The sequence below is a fragment of the Pseudomonas sp. M2(2023) genome (assembly GCF_030263955.1).
Classification (GTDB): Bacteria; Pseudomonadota; Gammaproteobacteria; order Pseudomonadales; family Pseudomonadaceae; genus Aquipseudomonas; species Aquipseudomonas asiatica.
Genome location: NZ_CP127114.1, coordinates 1,208,100 through 1,223,725 on the forward strand (window position 1 = coordinate 1,208,100; position 15,626 = coordinate 1,223,725).

Consider the following 15,626-nt stretch of genomic DNA (forward strand, 5'->3'; position numbering starts at 1 on the left):
GGTGGACGAATACCAGCAAACCATCCGTGCCCTGTCCGACCGCATCGTTGCGGCGCAGACCCCGATCCGGGTTCTGGACGCGGTGAAGTGGGACGACAACATCCGCCAGGGGTTCCTCAAGGCCAAGGGCAAGGAGCCGCCGGCTGTCGACCGTGCCTACTACCAGTCGCGCCCGCTGGCGTTCGATTCCAGCGCGGTAAAGGCCGAGTTTCAGGGCATCGAGCGCGACATCATTCGCCAGCTCGGCCAGTTCAACCCGGTCGGGCAGATCATGAAGCGCATGTGCCGCGAATACCGCATGGTGGTGCGCATGCTCGAAGCGCGTGGCACCGAGGATTTCGGGCTGATCTCCCAGGAACTGTACGGCGCTGCCTCGGATGCCTTCCACGCTGGTGATCCGACCTTGGCCGACCTTGGCCTGATGCTGTCGGACTACCTGAACAACATCGATGGCCGTGGCGACCTCAAGGACGAGCCGAAGAACCTCACTGCCAAGGAAGCCGTGGAAATCCTCCAGCACCGGTTGAACAAGGTATTCGGCGAGGCCGAGGAGACCATCCGTGTGTTCGAGTCCGACGGTATCGTCGCCGATGCCGCGGCCGGGGCCGACTACATCAAGGTGCGTGCCGACGCCATGTTCAACTCCCGTGACGTGCGCGCCCTGGAGGTGCACGAAGGGCTGGTGCATGTCGGCACCACGCTCAACGGCCTGAACCAGCCGATCTGTACCTTCCTGGCCAAGGGCCCGCCCTCGTCGACGGTCACCCAGGAAGGCCTGGCCATCCTCATGGAGGTGATCGCCTTCGCCTCCTACCCCAGCCGCCTGCGCAAGCTCACCAACCGCACCCGCGCCATCCACATGGTCGAGGAGGGTGCCGATTTCATGCAGATCTACAACTTCTTCCGCGAGCAGGGGTTCGAGATGGCGCAGAGCTACAGCAACGCCAGCCGTGTGTTCCGCGGGTCGGTGCCCAATGGCCTGCCATTTACCAAGGACTTGTCCTACCTCAAAGGCTTCATCATGGTTTACAACTACATTCAGTTGGCCGTGAAGAAGGGCAAGCTCGAACAGATCCCGTTGCTGTTCTGTGGCAAGACCACCCTGGAAGACATGCGTACCCTGCGACAGCTGGTCGAGGAAGGCCTGGTCGAGCCGCCCAAGTATCTGCCCGAGCAGTTCCGCGACCTCAATGCGCTGTCGGCCTGGATGTGCTTCTCCAACTTCCTCAACCACCTGAGCCTGGACCGTATTGAAGCCGATTACGCGAACATTCTCTGAGTGCTGCCGCCTGCTGGCCCTGGGTTTGATCCTGCTGGGCCTGTGCGGTTGCAGCAGCCTGCTGTTCTATCCCGAGCGCGGCCAGCCGTTCACGCCCGAGCGGGCCAGGCTCGAGTACCGCGATGTCACCTTGATCACTGCTGATGGTATCCGCCTGCACGGCTGGTGGTTGCCGGCCAAGGCCGGGGTGGAGGTCAAGGGCACGGTGCTGCACCTGCATGGCAATGGCGGCAACCTGCCTGGGCACCTGGGCGGCAGCTACTGGCTGCCGGAGCAGGGCTACCAGGTTTTGATGATCGATTACCGCGGCTATGGCCTGTCCCAGGGCGAGCCGAGCCTGCCCGAGGTGTACCAGGACATCGCCGCGGCCATGGCCTGGCTGGAGCAGGCGCCCGAAGTCAAGGGCAAGCCGCTGGTGCTGCTGGGGCAGAGCCTTGGCGGGGCCATGGCCATTCACTACCTGGCGGCCCACCCGGAGCAGCGCCAGCGTTTCAGTGCTTTGGTATTCGACGGTGTGCCGGCCAGTTACCGTGCGGTCGGGCGCTTTGCCCTCAGCACCTCGTGGATTACCTGGCCGCTGCAGGTGCCGCTGTCGTGGCTGGTGCCGGACGGTGACAGCGCGATCCGCTCGATCGAGCAGCTGAGCAGCCCGCCCAAGCTGTTCTTCCACAGCATCGACGATACCCTGGTGCCGATGGACAACGGCATCCGCCTGTACCAGCACGCGCCAGCGCCGCGGGTGCTGCAACTGACCCGTGGTGGCCACGTGCAGACCTTCGCCGACCCGACCTGGCGCCAGGTGATGCTGCGTTTCCTCGACGACCCCAGCCATTTCAACGGCCTGCGGCGGCTGGCCGAAGTGCCCAATTACCCTGACGAGAAGAACAAGCAATGAGTGAAGAACGCAACGCCATCCCGCTGATCCTGACCGGTGTCGGCAGCATCATCGTGACGGTGGGGGCCTTGTGGTACTACGGTTACCTGCATTTCGCCAAGCCCGAAGATGCCCTGTTGCTGCAGGACTTCACCATGCTCAAGACCATCCCCGGCGAGGACTACAAGGTCTCGCTGGACCCGGCGCCACAAGTGGCTCAGTGCGTCGACGGCGTGTTGGTGCTGTTCGATACCCAGCAGAAAGGCCTGACCGGGGTGCTGGTGGACAACCGCAAGCGTGCTGTGCGTTGCATGGGCGAGGAAACGCCGCAGCAGGTGCAGTGAGCCATTATCTCTGCTGCCTGTGCTGGCCCTTTCGCGGCTAAAGCCGCTCCTACAGGGACCGCGCCAGTCCCTGTGGGAGCGGCTTCAGCCGCGAAAGGGTCGGAACAGGCAAAAGAAAGCCCCGCTTCGATCGCGGGGCTTGTCAGTTCAGCTAGCCAGCCTTACCGCTGTACCTGGCTCACAGAGCGAGGTGCCACCGGCTGGTTGTCGTTGGAGATGGTCACCTCCACCCGGCGGTTCTGCGCACGCCCCGAATTGCTCGAGTTGTCCGCGACCGGGTACTCCTTGCCATAGCCCTGGGCGACGATGCGCGCTGGGTCGACGCCGGCACGTACCAGTGCCATGCGTACGCTGTTGGCGCGGCGCTCTGACAGGCCCTGGTTGTAGTTGGCCGAGCCGACGCTGTCGGTGTAACCCTCGACGATCACCTTGCGTTCCGGGTTTTCCTGGAGGAATTGCGCCAGCTTGGTGACGTTCGGGTAGGCGTTGCTCTTTAGTTCGGCCTTGTTGAAGTCGAACAGCACGTCTCCGAAGGTGACCAGCGTGCCGCGGTCGGTCTGCTTGGCGTTGAGGCTGTCCTGCAGCTTGGCGATCTGTGCGTCGCGTGCGTCAAGCTTGGCCTGGGCGCGCTGGGCTGAAGCGTTTTTCAGTTCGCTTTCGGCAGTGCGCAGGGCGATGGTCTGCTTGGCCACTTCGACGCGCTGGTTGGTCAGGTAGGCCAATTGGTCGACCTTCTTCTCGTCTTCACGGTCCATGTAGGCCTTGTCGGCCTTGTTCAGCCAGTCCTGTGCGTCCTTGGTCTCCAGCGCCGCAACCTTGCTCGATTGCGGGTCGCTCTGCAGCGAGGAGAAGTTGGTGCGGGCCGATTCGAGGTTGGCGTTAGGGTCGTGCGAGCAGGCGGCAAGGCCGACGCTCAGGGCCAGCAGGGCGGGAATCATGACGTAGTTGCGCATAGTGTTCATCCTTTGATCGTGTGCGAAGACCGAGGTGGGCAGGGCAGGGCTCACTGAGCGCTGCGCAGGCCTTCCTCACGTACGTCCTGAACGCCCTGGCGGGCATCCTGCACGGCCTTCTGGGCCTTGGCCGCCTGGGCCTTGCGTTCGGCGAGGCGGGCGTCCCATTCGGCCTGTTCGGCCAGGCGCCTGGCGTCGTCGTACTTCTTGTCATGCATGGCGATCTCGGCCTGCTTGAACTTGTCCTGGGCCGCTTTCATTTCCACGGCGGCGAACTCGGTGCCGCCAGCGCTGACGGCCGAGTTCACGGCGGACTGGGTGACTGCATACTGCTCGGTGGGCGGGTTGCCCGCACAGCCGGCCAGGACCAGGCTGCTGCCCAAGGCCAGCGCTGCCAGCTTGAACCCGCGCACATGAGTGGATGAGGGTTTGTAGATGCGGGTGTTCTTGGTGGTCAGTTCCATTGGATCACTCCTGTTTACGACGTTGTCCGTAGCAGTCCATCGCTCGTTCCCTGACACGTGCACGCGCTTCAGCTCAACGGTGCACAACGGCAGGTGTGCAGGGTTTTAGCGTGATGGCTATTGGCTGTGACTGACGCGTTTTTCGGATAGTTCAGAAAAAATCATCTTGAGCGGATAACTATTTCTGACTAATCGGTCAGTGCGATTCGCCTGGAACTTTCGCGGGGCGTAGCGGTATTCCGGGCCTTTGCCAGGCCCGGAGCGGGGGCGGCCGGTTACTTCTCGCTGTCGGCTGCTGGGTTGCTCAGGGCGTGCAGATGCTGTCGCGACAGTGACAGAAAGCGCGGAGTAGGGCCGATGTCCTCGTACAGCGGGTCGCCTTCCTCGTCGGTGGCAATGACCTGGCGGCCTTGCACATAGGGGAAGCTGGCTTCCAGTTCCTCGAGGGCTGCCGCGACGAGCTCACCGAGCAGTTCCTCGGCGGTGCGCTTGGGGTACATGTCGATCAGCGCGGCCAGGCGCGCTTCGGACTCAAGGTCCAGATGCAGGACATGGCCCGTGGGGCTGAGGGTGCCGGCGGCATTCTGTTCCCAGTGCTGGGCGAGTTCACGGATTTTCATGCTGACCTCTGTTGACGCCTGAAAGGGCTGCAATGCATGGGAGTGTCGTGCTTTCACTTTAGTTTGCTTTGGCCGATCACGGCTTGCCATCGGCGCCTGGCTGTGGGCACTCTTGGAGCGAATACCGAGCCCCCCTGTGGGAGCGGGTTCACCCGCGAACACCGGCGCAGCCGGTGCCAGGCACCGCGCTGGATGCTTCGCGGGTGAACCCGCTCCCACAGGGGATCGCGTAAGGGCTGAAAAAGGGATGCAATGCGCCAGAGCCGCGCCGGAGAGAGGGCCAATGACCGATATCGATGTGCGTTTGCGTGAAGATGTCCATGTGTTGGGTGAACTGCTTGGCGATACCATTCGCCTGCAGCATGGCGAGGCGTTCCTGCAGAAGATCGAAGACATCCGTCACAGTGCCAAGGCCGACCGCCGTAGCGCCGGCGAGCAACTGAGCTCGACCCTGGCGGACCTGGCCGATGAAGACTTGCTGCCCGTGGCCAGGGCCTTCAACCAGTTCCTCAACCTGGCCAACATGGCCGAGCAGTACCAGTTGATCCGCCGCCGCGACGCCGACCACCCCGAGCCGTTCGAGGCCCGGGTGCTGCCCGAGTTGCTGGCGCGCCTGAAGCAGGCCGGGCACAGCAATGATGCCCTGGCCCGGCAATTGGCCAAGCTCGACATCCAGCTGGTGCTCACTGCGCACCCCACCGAAGTGGCCCGCCGCACCCTGATCCAGAAGTACGACGCCATCGCCGGCCAACTGGCTGCCCAGGACCACCGCGACCTGACCCCGGGGGAGCGCCAGCAGGTGCGCGAGCGCCTTCGCCGGCTGATCGCCGAGGCCTGGCACACCGAAGAAATCCGCCGCACCCGACCGACGCCGGTAGATGAAGCCAAGTGGGGCTTTGCGGTAATCGAGCATTCGCTGTGGCACGCCATTCCCAGCCACTTGCGCAAGGTCGACAAGGCCCTGCTGGAGGCTACCGGCCTGCGCCTGCCGCTGGAAGCGGCGCCGATCCGCTTCGCCTCGTGGATGGGCGGTGACCGTGATGGCAACCCCAACGTGACCGCAGCGGTCACCCGCGAAGTCCTGCTGCTGGCGCGCTGGATGGCTGCCGACCTGTTCCTGCGCGACATCGATGCGCTGGCTTCCGAGTTGTCCATGCAGCAGGCGGACGATGCGCTGCGTGAGCAGGTCGGCGACAGTGCCGAACCCTACCGCTCCCTGCTCAAGCAACTGCGCGATCGCCTGCGAGCAACGCGCGCGTGGGCGCATTCGGCATTGACCAGCAGCCAGCCGGCCAGCGCCGAGGTGCTGGTGGACAACCGCGACCTGATCGCGCCGCTGGAGCTGTGCTACCAGTCCCTGCACGCCTGCGGCATGGGTGTGATCGCCGAAGGCCCGTTGCTCGACTGCCTGCGCCGCGCCGTGACCTTTGGCCTGTTCCTGGGCCGCCTGGACGTGCGCCAGGACGCCGCTCGCCACCGTGATGCGTTGAGCGAGATTACCGACTACCTGGGCTTGGGGCGTTATGCCGACTGGGATGAAGAGCAGCGCATCGAGTTCCTCCAGGCCGAGCTGAAAAACCGCCGGCCACTGCTGCCCGCGCACTTCAAGCCGCAGGCCGATACCGCCGAGGTACTGGCCACCTGCCGGGAAATTGCCGCTGCGCCGGCCGCCTCGCTGGGCTCTTACGTCATCTCGATGGCCGGTGCTGCCTCGGATGTGCTGGCGGTGCAGTTGCTGCTCAAGGAGGCCGGCCTGACTCGGCCCATGCGCGTGGTGCCGCTGTTCGAGACCCTGGCCGACCTCGACAATGCCGGCCCGGTGATGCAGCGCCTGCTCGGCCTGCCAGGCTACCGTGCGAACCTGCGCGGCCCGCAGGAAGTGATGATCGGCTATTCCGACTCGGCCAAGGACGCTGGTACCACGGCTGCGGCCTGGGCGCAGTACCGGGCCCAGGAAAACCTGGTGCGTATCTGCGCCGAGCACCAGGTCGAATTGCTGCTGTTCCACGGCCGTGGCGGCACGGTAGGCCGCGGCGGCGGCCCGGCCCACGCAGCGATCCTGTCGCAGCCACCAGGGTCGGTGGCGGGGCGCTTCCGCACCACCGAGCAGGGCGAGATGATCCGCTTCAAGTTCGGTTTGCCGGGCATCGCCGAGCAGAACCTGAACCTGTATCTGGCTGCGGTGCTGGAGGCCACCTTGTTGCCACCGCCACCACCGCAGCCGGCCTGGCGCGAGGTGATGGACCAACTGGCCGCCGATGGCGTCAAGGCCTACCGCGGCGTGGTGCGGGAGAACCCCGATTTTGTAGAGTATTTCCGCCAGTCCACCCCGGAGCAGGAACTGGGGCGCCTGCCGCTGGGCAGCCGACCGGCCAAGCGCCGCGCCGGTGGCATCGAAAGCCTGCGGGCCATCCCGTGGATTTTCGGCTGGACCCAGACCCGCCTGATGCTGCCAGCCTGGCTTGGTTGGGAAACGGCATTGAACAATGCACTGGCGCGTGGCCAGGGTGAACTGCTGGCGCAGATGCGCGAGCAATGGCCGTTCTTCCGCACCCGCATCGACATGCTCGAGATGGTGCTGGCCAAGGCCGATGCGCAGATCGCCGAGGCCTACGACGAACGTCTAGTGCAACCTCACCTGCTGCCTTTGGGTGCGCACCTGCGCGACCTATTGTCGCAGTCGTGCCAGGTGGTACTGGGCCTTACCGGGCAGCCGGTGCTACTGGCGCACAGCCCCGAGACGCTGGAATTCATCAGCCTGCGCAATACCTACCTGGACCCGTTGCACCGCCTGCAGGCCGAGTTGCTGGCCCGCTCGCGCAGCCGCGAAGCCGCTCTGGACAGCCCGTTGGAGCAGGCCTTGCTGGTGACTGTGGCGGGTATCGCAGCCGGCCTGCGCAATACCGGCTGAAGGTAGGCCCGGGGCGCACAGGGCAGGTGCCGTGCGGGGGATGCAAGTGGGCGAAGAGGGTGGTTGCGCCGGGCGCAACCGCCTGCCAGGCCAGCCGTAGGTGGCGCAATCCTGCAACTTTGGGACGCTTGTCTGGCTGCCGGGCGCTGTGTATCTTGAGCAGCCTTCTGACCGATTTATGGTCATACCCGATTTTCCGGACTTGGCCCTGGTTGCCGAATCCATTGAATTTCATAACAAAATTTGAGGAGCACGAGATGCGCGTAATTCTGCTGGGAGCTCCCGGGGCCGGTAAAGGTACTCAGGCAAAGTTCATCACCGAAAAGTTCGGTATCCCCCAGATTTCCACCGGTGACATGCTGCGTGCCGCCGTCAAGGCTGGTACCCCGCTGGGCCTGGAACTGAAGAAAGTCATGGATGCCGGCCAGCTGGTCTCCGACGAGTTGATCATCAGCCTGGTCAAGGAGCGCATCGCCCAGCCTGATTGCGCCAAGGGCTGCCTGTTCGACGGCTTCCCACGCACCATCCCGCAAGCCGAAGCCATGGTCGCTGCCGGTGTCGACATCGACGCCGTGGTCGAAATCGCCGTGGACGACGAAGAAATCGTCGGCCGCATGGCTGGCCGCCGCGTGCACCTGGCTTCGGGCCGCACCTACCACATTCAGTACAACCCGCCGAAAGTGGAAGGCAAGGACGACGAGACGGGTGAAGACCTGATCCAGCGTGATGACGACAAGGAAGAGACCGTTCGCCATCGCCTGTCGGTTTACCACAGCCAGACCAAGCCGCTGGTGGACTTCTACCAGAAGCTGTCGGCCGCCAATGCCGGCAAGCCGAAGTACAGCCACATCGAAGGCGTCGGCTCGGTCGAAGCCATCACCGCCAAGGTCCTGGCAGCCCTGAGCTGATCCAGCACCCGACGCACCTCGACAACGGCCCGCTTGCGGGCCGTTGTCGTTTGTGGGTCGCGCTCCCACAGAGACCGCGTCAAAGGGCCGTACAGCTGCCCCTTCGGGACACAACGCCGCCGCTGCTCTATACTGCCGCTCTTTTCCCCCTTGTACCTGGATACCCGTTCGATGACCACCCTCCTGGCCCTGGATACCGCCACCGAAGCCTGTTCCGTCGCACTGCTGCATGACGGCAAGGTAACCAGCCATTACGAGGTGATCCCGCGCATGCATGCCCAGAAGCTGCTGCCGATGATCAAGCAGCTGCTGGCCGAGTCCGGCGTGACGCTGAATGCGCTGGATGCCATCGCCTTTGGCCGTGGCCCGGGCGCTTTCACCGGCGTGCGCATTGCCATCGGGGTGGTCCAGGGCCTGGCCTTCGCACTGGAACGCCCGGTTTTGCCGGTGTCCAACCTGGCCGCACTGGCCCAGGGCGCGCTGCGCGAACACGGTGTACAGCAAGTGGCGGCCGCCATTGACGCGCGCATGGATGAAGTGTATTGGGGCTGCTATCAGGCCGCCGAAGGTGAAATGCGCCTGGTCGGCCAGGAGGCAGTGCTGCCGCCCGAGCAGGTGGCGCTGCCGGCGGGCAGCGCTGGCGAGTGGTTCGGTGCCGGTACCGGTTGGGGCTATGCCGAGCGCCTGGCGGTGCAGGTGGCCGCCAGCAATGCCAGTGCCTTGCCCAACGCCCTGGACATCCTTAGCCTGGCCAGCTTTGCCTGGGCACGCGGCGAGGCGATCGTTGCCGAACAGGCGCAACCGGTCTACCTGCGCGATAATGTAGCGACACCCAAGAAGCGCTGAGTGTTGTTCGTCGGTTATCGCCGATGACACTAAAACCTTTTGCGCGATCTGTGGTCCAGTTATCACTCGAGCATTAGCGATGGAACCCTGATGCTGCTAAATTGCCATCATTGGTTCTGAGTGCTCATGCCATGCGTATCGACGGTTTCTCATCGCAGTCCTATCCGATCAAGCGCACCCCGCGCAAGGCAGCGGTACGTGACGAGGCCATCGATGATGCCGAGGTGATCGAGGAGGTCGAAACTGCCCCTCAGGAAGCCACCGCCCGCCGTCGCAGCGATGGCCTGCCAGCCCGCCAGCAGGACATGATTTTCCCCCGCGCCCGTGACCGCCGCACCGCTACCGCATTGGCCAGCTACCTGAGCACTGCCGGTTTTACCGACTGGGACATGGAAGTACTGGGGCTCGACCTGTACATTTAGTGGATGAGTCCATCACCACTGCCTTATTTTCTCGGTTGCCCGTCATGGAGCGAAAACGCCTGGCGCGACTATCTGTATCCCGCCGACGCCAACAGCGGTGAAATGCTCGGCTACTACAGCCAGGTGTTCAACGCCGTCGAGGGCAATACCACTTTCTACGCACGTCCCGCACCCGGCACCATTGCGCGCTGGGCGCAGATCATGCCCGAACACTTTCGCTTCACTGCCAAGTTCCCCCGGGACATCAGCCATGAAGGCGACCTGCGTGATCAGCTGGAACCGGCCTTTGACTTCACCCGCCTGATGGCCCCGCTGGGCCAGCGCGTAGCGCCGTACTGGCTACAGTTGCCGGCCCAGTTCAGCCCCGCACGGCTGGGCGAGCTTTGCCACTTCCTTGACGAAGTCGGAGTGCCGGTGGCCGTGGAGGTGCGCAACCAGGCTTTCTTCGCCAAGGGTGAAGAAGAGCGGTTGCTAAACCGCCTGCTGCATGAGCGTGGCGTGGAACGTATCTGCCTGGACCCGCGCGCCTTGTTCAGCTGCACCTCTCGTGAACCTGCCGTGCTGCATGCGCAGGCGAAGAAGCCCAAGGTACCGCCACGCCCGGCAGCCTTCAGCCAGCACCCGCAGGTGCGCTTCATCGGCCACCCGCAGCTGGAGGCCAACGAGGCCTTTCTTACCCCCTGGGTGGACAAGGTCGCCGCCTGGATCGAGGAAGGCCGCAACCCCTACATCTTCCTGCATACCTCGGACAATCGCCTGGCCGCGGCACTGGCCCAGCGCTTTCATCAACGCCTGATGCAGCGCCTGCCGGGCCTTGCCGCGTTGCCGGAATTGCCGCGCACCCCCGAGGTCGAACAATTGGGGCTACTCTGACCTTCCCCTGACTGCCGGAGGTTGAACCATGGATGTGCAAACCCTGCGAGCCGAAGCCTTCAAGGCCCTGCACGAGCGCGACAGCGCCTTCGTCATCCCCAACCCGTGGGATGCCGGCTCGGCTAAGTTGCTGGCCAGCCTGGGCTTCGAGGCGCTGGCCACCACCAGTGCAGGCCTGGCTTTCAGCCTGGGCCGTCCGGACGCCGAAGGCGCCTTGAGCCTGGACGATACCCTTGATAATGCCGGGGAGATCGTCGATGCCACCCCGCTGCCGGTGGCTGCCGACTTGGAGAACGGCTTTGGTGACCTGCCCGAAGATTGTGCCCAGACCATCCTGCGCGCTGCCGAGGGTGGCCTGGTAGGCGGTTCCATCGAAGATGCCAGTGGCCGCAGTGAAGCGCCCATCTACGACTTCGGGCTGGCCGTGGAGCGCATTCGTGCAGCTGTGCAGGCAGCGCGTAGCCTGTCGTTCCCGTTCACCCTGTGCGCCCGGGCAGAGAACCTGCTGCACGGGCGCATGGACCTGGACGACACCATCCGGCGCTTGCAGGCCTATGCCGAGGCCGGTGCTGATGTGCTCTACGCGCCAGGGCTGCGTACTGTCGAGGAAATCCGCGCGGTGGTGCAGGCCGTCGCGCCACGGCCGGTGAATGTGCTGATGGGCATGGCGGGCGTGCCGCTGAGCGTCAACCAGTTGCAGGACCTGGGTGTACGCCGCATCAGCGTCGGCTCGTCGCTTGCCCGTGCCGCGTTGGGGGCCTTCCACCGTGCCGCGCTGGAGATTCGCGATGAGGGCACCTTCGGCTATGGGGAGCAGGCGCTGCCGTTCGCACAACTCAACGACCTGTTCCGCCGCTGATGAGGGCCGTGCTGGCGTTGCTGGCCAGCCTGTCGCTGCTTGCGGGGCTGGCCTGGCACCTGGGTTGGCGGCTGCCCGCCGCGTGGAACCCGTGGGCGCCGCTGGACGTGCGTCAGCCCCCCAACCTGCTGACCCCATACAAGTTGTCCCGCCTTCGCGATGACCCGACGCTGTGTCGCCTGGCACTTCAAACCAGCCAACTGCGCTACCGGGCACAAGCCGACAGTTCGGCTACTGCCAACTGCCCATTGCGGAATGTATGGCGTATCGACGGTGGTCAGGCGCGGCTCGGCGGCAGCTTCCTGGCCAGTTGTCCGTTGGCAGTGGCGTATGCACTGTTCGAAAACCATGGCCTGCAGCCTGTGGCGCAACGGGTGTTGGGGCAGTCGGTGGCTCAGGTCGACCACCTGGGCAGTTTTGCCTGCCGCAATGTCTACCACCGCAAGCAGGGCCGGCTGAGCCAGCACGCCACGGCCGATGCCCTGGACATCAGTGGCTTTCGCCTGCGAGACGGCCAGCGCATCGTCCTTGCGCGGGACTGGCAGGCGGGCGGGCAGAAAGCGGAATTCCTTCGTCAGGTGCAGCGGGCGGCTTGTGACAGCTTCAGCACGGTACTTGGGCCGGACTACAACGCTGCACACCACAACCACTTTCATGTGGACATGGGCCGCTGGCAGATCTGTCGCTGAGCCTGGGCGCGTTCAGGCGTGGGCGCGCACGTTGTTAAGCACCACCGGGCGTGCCCAGTGAATGTCGAACTCCAGGTCGTTCTGTTGCTTGGCCAGGGTGGTGTCATCGAACGGTTCGGGCGCCGGGTCCAGCAGGTTGGTCTCGAACTCGGCGATCGGCAGGAACAGCGAGCGCGGAACAGGGCCGGGGCCGGGCTCGGCAATCGGGTGACCTTGGCTCATCACCACCGGGCGTAGCCAGCTGTTGCTGATATCGAGCTGGCGCTGCTGCTCGATCAGCTCGACTGCGCTGAACGGTTCGGGGGCGGGCGGCAGCAGGTTGGCTTCGAGTTCTGCCTTGGGCAGGAACAGTGGCTCGGGCGGTGCCACGATGGTGTCATGCACCGGGCAGGCACGCTGGGCGTCGATCAGGGCTAGCGCCCGGGCGCCGCCGATCGGCTCGCCACTGCTCTGGTCGTATTGCACGAACGACTGGCTGACGCTGTCTACGGGCTCTTCCTGCTGCTCGGCCATGGCCCGGGCAAAGAAATCCTGCCACAGGTGGCTGACGCCCCCGAGTGCCTGAGTGTTGTGCTGACTGTAGTTGCCGACAGGCGACAGGTAGGTCAAGCCGATGGGAAGAGTATCTGACATGGCAGTCGCGCGCGTTGTGCTCTGGCAGAATAGCGGGATATTGCCTGTATCGGCCGAAGTAGCCGATACATTAAGGGCTGGGTTTAATTTCTAGGTGTGAATGATGGAAGAGCAGGGCACAGGTATCCGGGTCGAGGCGCTGTCGGCTGAATTCGAGGCGCAAGCCGCTGCGTGGGCACAGCGCCTGGAGTTGCCGCTGCAGGACGATGCTGCCGGGTTTGCCGTACAGGTGGGCGTCGATGGCTTGCAGATCCAGCAATTGGGCCCGCAGGCACCGGGGCCGGTGCGGGTGGACTTTGTCGAAGGCCAGGCCGCGCACCGGCGCCTGTTCGGTGGTGGCAACGGGCAGATGATCGCCAAGGCGGTGGGCATTGCCCAGGGCGTGCGTCCGCAGGTGCTGGATGCCACTGCCGGTCTGGGCAAGGACGCGTTCGTGCTGGCCAGCCTGGGCTGCCAGATGACCCTGATCGAACGCCAGCCGCTGATTGCCGCGCTGCTGGAGGACGGCCTGGCGCGGGCCCGTGCGGATGAAGAGGTGGGGCCGATCGTGGGGCGCATGCGCCTGCTGACCGGCAACGCCATCGAGCGCATGCGCGCCTGGGAAGGCGAGGCGCCCCAGGTGATCTACCTCGACCCGATGTTCCCGCACCGGGACAAGAGTGCGCTGGTGAAGAAGGAAATGCGTGTGTTCCGCCCATTGGTCGGTGATGACCTGGATGCCCCGGCCCTGCTCGAAGCCGCCCTGGCGCTGGCCAGCCACCGGGTGGTGGTGAAGCGGCCGCGCAAGGCGCCGATCATTGACGGGCCCAAGCCGAGCCACAGCCTGGAGGGCAAGTCGAGCCGGTATGACATTTACCCGAAGAAGGCGCTGAAGGCCTGATTTGGCTATGCCTGTTCGGGCCTCTTCGCGGGTAAACCCGCTCCCACAGGTGCTGTACAAACTTCAAGATCACATCGACCCTGTGGGAGCGGGTTTACCCGCGAAGAGGCCCGCACAGGCAGCCTGATATCAGGGCTGGAATGCCCGCAAGAACACCCCAACCACCTCGCGCACATGCGCCTCGGCCTCATCCCCCTCCAGCGGCCCCGCGCACCCCAGCAGCAACCGGTAATCCGGTGCGCCCTTGACCAGGCAGAAGAAGTGCTCCGCCGCACGCAGCGGGTTGTCGATGCGCAGCAGCCCGCGCTCGTGCGCCCCTCGCAATAGTGCCTCCATCCCCGCCAGCACGCGCTTGGGCCCGGCTTCGTAGAAGTACTCGCCAAAGCTCGGGTCCAGGCTGCCCTGGGCCATGATCAAGCGGCTGAGCTTGACTGCCTCATCGCTGCTGATCAGCGCCTGGAAGCCACGGGCAATGGTCAGCAGCACCTCTTCCACCGGCACCCCCTCGGGGTACTCGAACAGCATGTCGGGCAACTGGATCTGGCAGGTTGCCATGACCGCCGAGCCGAAAAGCGTCTGCTTGTCGGTGAAGTGGCTGTATACGGTGAGCTTTGAAACACCTGCCGCCGCAGCGACCGCATCCATGCTGGTGTTGGCGTAGCCGAGGCTGAGGAAAAGGGCTTTGGCTGCTTCGAGAATTGCCTCGCGTTTGGCCAGGTCCTTGGGCCGGCCCGGGCCGATGGGTGCGTCGTTGGACATTGTGGTCTGCATCTGGTTGAAGAATCGCTCATCTTAACGGGTCAGGCGCCAGCCTTCGAGTTGAACCGTTCTGGCGTGTCAGGCGAACAGGGCTTCGGCCATATCCTGCAAAAACCAGTGCATCCTACCTTCCCGGCGCCGGTTGCCTGACTTAATATACTCCCCAGTACAAATATTGAATGTACCCATCGCGAAAGGATTCATCATGTTGCGCCCTGCCTTGTTCATTGCTCTGTCTGCCGCTGCCGCGATGTTGCTGGCGGCGTGCGGCCAGGAAGCCGCCCCACCGGCTGCGCCGCGCCCGGCGCTGGTGGTGCAGCCGCAGCCGGCCGAAGCCGCTGCCGACAGTTACCCCGGCGAAGTGCGTGCACGCTTCGAGCCGGAACTGGCTTTCCGCATAGGCGGCAAGGTCAGCAAGCGCCTGGTCGAGGAGGGGCAGCGGGTAAAGGCCGACCAGCCGCTGGCCGAACTGGACCCGCAGGATGTGCGCCTGCAACTGGAGGCCAACCGTGCCCAGCTGGCAGCCGCCGAGGCCAACCTGTCGCTGGTGCGCGCGGAGCGCGATCGCTACCAGAAGCTGCTGGACCGGCAAATGGTCAGCCATTCCCAGTTCGATAACGCCGAAAATCTCTACCGTGCCGGCCTGGCCCGGCTGAAACAGGCCAAGGCCGAGTTCGACGTGGCTGGTAACCAGGCTGAATATGCTGTGCTGCGCGCCCCGCAGGCCGGGGTGATCGCCAAGCGCCAGGTGGAAGTGGGCCAGGTGGTCGGCGCAGGGCAGACCGTGTTCACCCTGGCCGCAGATGGCGAGCGGGAAGTCGCCATCGGCCTGCCGGAGCAGCAGTTCGCCCGCTTTGCCGTGGGCCAGCCGGTGAGCGTGGAGCTATGGTCGCACCCGCAGGAGCGCTTCCAGGGGCGTATCCGCGAGCTGTCACCGGCTGCCGACCCACGTTCGCGCACTTTCGCTGCCCGCATCGCCTTTACCTCGGCCGACACCCCGGCGGAGCTGGGCCAGAGCGCCCGGGTGTTCATCGCCCACGAAGGGCTGATCCCGTTGGCGGTGCCCCTGTCGGCAGTCACAGCGGAAAACGGCCAGGCCTACGTCTGGCGGGTCAACAAGGACAGCCGCCTGGAGCGGGCAGTGGTGCGCCTGGGGCCCTACGGCGCCGACAGCGTACCCGTGCTCGAAGGCCTCGCCCTCGGCGACTGGGTTGTCGCCGCGGGTGGCCATGTATTGCGCGAGGGCCAGGAGATACGCCCCGTGGACCGTACCAACCGCGTAGTGAACCTGACGGCCAAGGAGTAAGTCCCG

At 64.8% G+C, this 15,626-nt stretch carries 17 protein-coding genes; 12 read left to right on the plus strand and 5 right to left on the minus strand.

The features are described 5' to 3' along the window. Nucleotide 1: 1 nt before the first annotated feature. Genes QN085_RS05625 through QN085_RS05635 form a run of 3 tightly spaced genes read left to right on the plus strand, consistent with a single transcriptional unit; the run spans nt 2 to nt 2,497 of the window. Nucleotides 2-1,279 carry a flavohemoglobin expression-modulating QEGLA motif protein gene (locus QN085_RS05625; RefSeq protein WP_013971219.1) on the plus strand — a complete coding sequence of 426 codons (1,278 nt, stop codon included), beginning with the start codon at nt 2-4 and terminating at the stop codon, nt 1,277-1,279. After that, a complete protein-coding gene (locus QN085_RS05630) occupies nt 1,251-2,174 on the plus strand; it encodes an alpha/beta hydrolase (protein ID WP_023661516.1) in 924 nt (307 codons plus the stop codon). Before QN085_RS05625 ends, QN085_RS05630 begins: the two co-directional genes overlap by 29 nt. After that, nucleotides 2,171-2,497 carry a PA3694 family proteiin gene (locus QN085_RS05635; protein ID WP_003252219.1) on the plus strand — a complete coding sequence of 109 codons (327 nt, stop codon included), beginning with the start codon at nt 2,171-2,173 and terminating at the stop codon, nt 2,495-2,497. Before QN085_RS05630 ends, QN085_RS05635 begins: the two co-directional genes overlap by 4 nt. Before the next feature lie 161 nt (nt 2,498-2,658). On the opposite strand, the gene lptF is transcribed toward QN085_RS05635, so the two are convergent. The 3 genes from lptF to QN085_RS05650 form a co-directional block, all read right to left on the minus strand. Then, nucleotides 2,659-3,450: a lipotoxin F family OmpA-related lipoprotein LptF gene (gene lptF / locus QN085_RS05640; protein ID WP_013971222.1), complete on the minus strand. Its 792-nt coding sequence runs from the start codon at nt 3,448-3,450 to the stop codon at nt 2,659-2,661. 50 nt (nt 3,451-3,500) lie between these two features. Continuing rightward, complete coding sequence (locus QN085_RS05645; protein ID WP_003258911.1) at nt 3,501-3,914, minus strand: DUF4398 domain-containing protein; 414 nt, start codon at nt 3,912-3,914, stop codon at nt 3,501-3,503. 275 nt (nt 3,915-4,189) lie between these two features. Beyond that, nucleotides 4,190-4,534, minus strand: coding sequence for a type 1 pili tip component (locus QN085_RS05650; protein WP_013971223.1), 345 nt, complete (start codon nt 4,532-4,534; stop codon nt 4,190-4,192). A gap of 283 nt (nt 4,535-4,817) precedes the next feature. On the opposite strand from QN085_RS05650, the gene ppc reads away from it, so the two are divergent. The 7 genes from ppc to QN085_RS05685 all read left to right on the plus strand — a co-directional run bounded on the left by ppc (nt 4,818) and on the right by QN085_RS05685 (nt 12,042). Further along, the gene (ppc, locus tag QN085_RS05655; RefSeq protein WP_023662498.1) at nt 4,818-7,445 is read left to right on the plus strand and encodes a phosphoenolpyruvate carboxylase; all 2,628 of its coding nucleotides are present in this window, start codon (nt 4,818-4,820) and stop codon (nt 7,443-7,445) included. A gap of 257 nt (nt 7,446-7,702) precedes the next feature. Then, entirely contained in the window at nt 7,703-8,353 is a 651-nt protein-coding gene (adk, locus tag QN085_RS05660; RefSeq protein ID WP_003259830.1) for an adenylate kinase, read from the plus strand. Nucleotides 8,354-8,524: 171 nt separating this feature from the next. After that, complete coding sequence (gene tsaB, locus QN085_RS05665) at nt 8,525-9,199, plus strand: tRNA (adenosine(37)-N6)-threonylcarbamoyltransferase complex dimerization subunit type 1 TsaB (protein WP_024086388.1); 675 nt, start codon at nt 8,525-8,527, stop codon at nt 9,197-9,199. A gap of 131 nt (nt 9,200-9,330) precedes the next feature. After that, nucleotides 9,331-9,621 (plus strand): hypothetical protein, encoded by a 291-nt coding sequence (locus QN085_RS05670; protein ID WP_013971226.1) that lies wholly within the window; start codon nt 9,331-9,333, stop codon nt 9,619-9,621. A gap of 3 nt (nt 9,622-9,624) precedes the next feature. Next, nucleotides 9,625-10,494: a DUF72 domain-containing protein gene (locus QN085_RS05675; RefSeq protein ID WP_013971227.1), complete on the plus strand. Its 870-nt coding sequence runs from the start codon at nt 9,625-9,627 to the stop codon at nt 10,492-10,494. 28 nt (nt 10,495-10,522) lie between these two features. Beyond that, the gene (locus QN085_RS05680) at nt 10,523-11,353 is read left to right on the plus strand and encodes an isocitrate lyase/PEP mutase family protein (RefSeq protein ID WP_013971228.1); all 831 of its coding nucleotides are present in this window, start codon (nt 10,523-10,525) and stop codon (nt 11,351-11,353) included. Then, the gene (locus QN085_RS05685; protein ID WP_013971229.1) at nt 11,353-12,042 is read left to right on the plus strand and encodes an extensin-like domain-containing protein; all 690 of its coding nucleotides are present in this window, start codon (nt 11,353-11,355) and stop codon (nt 12,040-12,042) included. The genes QN085_RS05680 and QN085_RS05685 overlap by 1 nt, the downstream gene beginning before the upstream one ends. Nucleotides 12,043-12,054: 12 nt before the next feature. Here the strand turns inward: QN085_RS05685 and QN085_RS05690 are convergent, their stop codons facing one another. Further along, entirely contained in the window at nt 12,055-12,675 is a 621-nt protein-coding gene (locus QN085_RS05690; protein ID WP_023662151.1) for a hypothetical protein, read from the minus strand. A 103-nt stretch (nt 12,676-12,778) separates the two neighbouring features. Between QN085_RS05690 and QN085_RS05695 the strand changes: the two genes are divergently transcribed. Further along, nucleotides 12,779-13,555 carry a class I SAM-dependent methyltransferase gene (locus tag QN085_RS05695; RefSeq protein ID WP_024086389.1) on the plus strand — a complete coding sequence of 259 codons (777 nt, stop codon included), beginning with the start codon at nt 12,779-12,781 and terminating at the stop codon, nt 13,553-13,555. 129 nt (nt 13,556-13,684) lie between these two features. Here the strand turns inward: QN085_RS05695 and QN085_RS05700 are convergent, their stop codons facing one another. Continuing rightward, on the minus strand, nt 13,685-14,326 hold the full coding sequence (locus tag QN085_RS05700; RefSeq protein WP_013971232.1) for a TetR/AcrR family transcriptional regulator: 642 nt from the start codon (nt 14,324-14,326) through the stop codon (nt 13,685-13,687). A 193-nt stretch (nt 14,327-14,519) separates the two neighbouring features. On the opposite strand from QN085_RS05700, the gene QN085_RS05705 reads away from it, so the two are divergent. Then, nucleotides 14,520-15,620, plus strand: a complete 1,101-nt coding sequence (locus QN085_RS05705; RefSeq protein ID WP_041506236.1) for an efflux RND transporter periplasmic adaptor subunit — start codon at nt 14,520-14,522, stop codon at nt 15,618-15,620. The last annotated feature ends 6 nt before the right edge of the window (nt 15,621-15,626 follow it).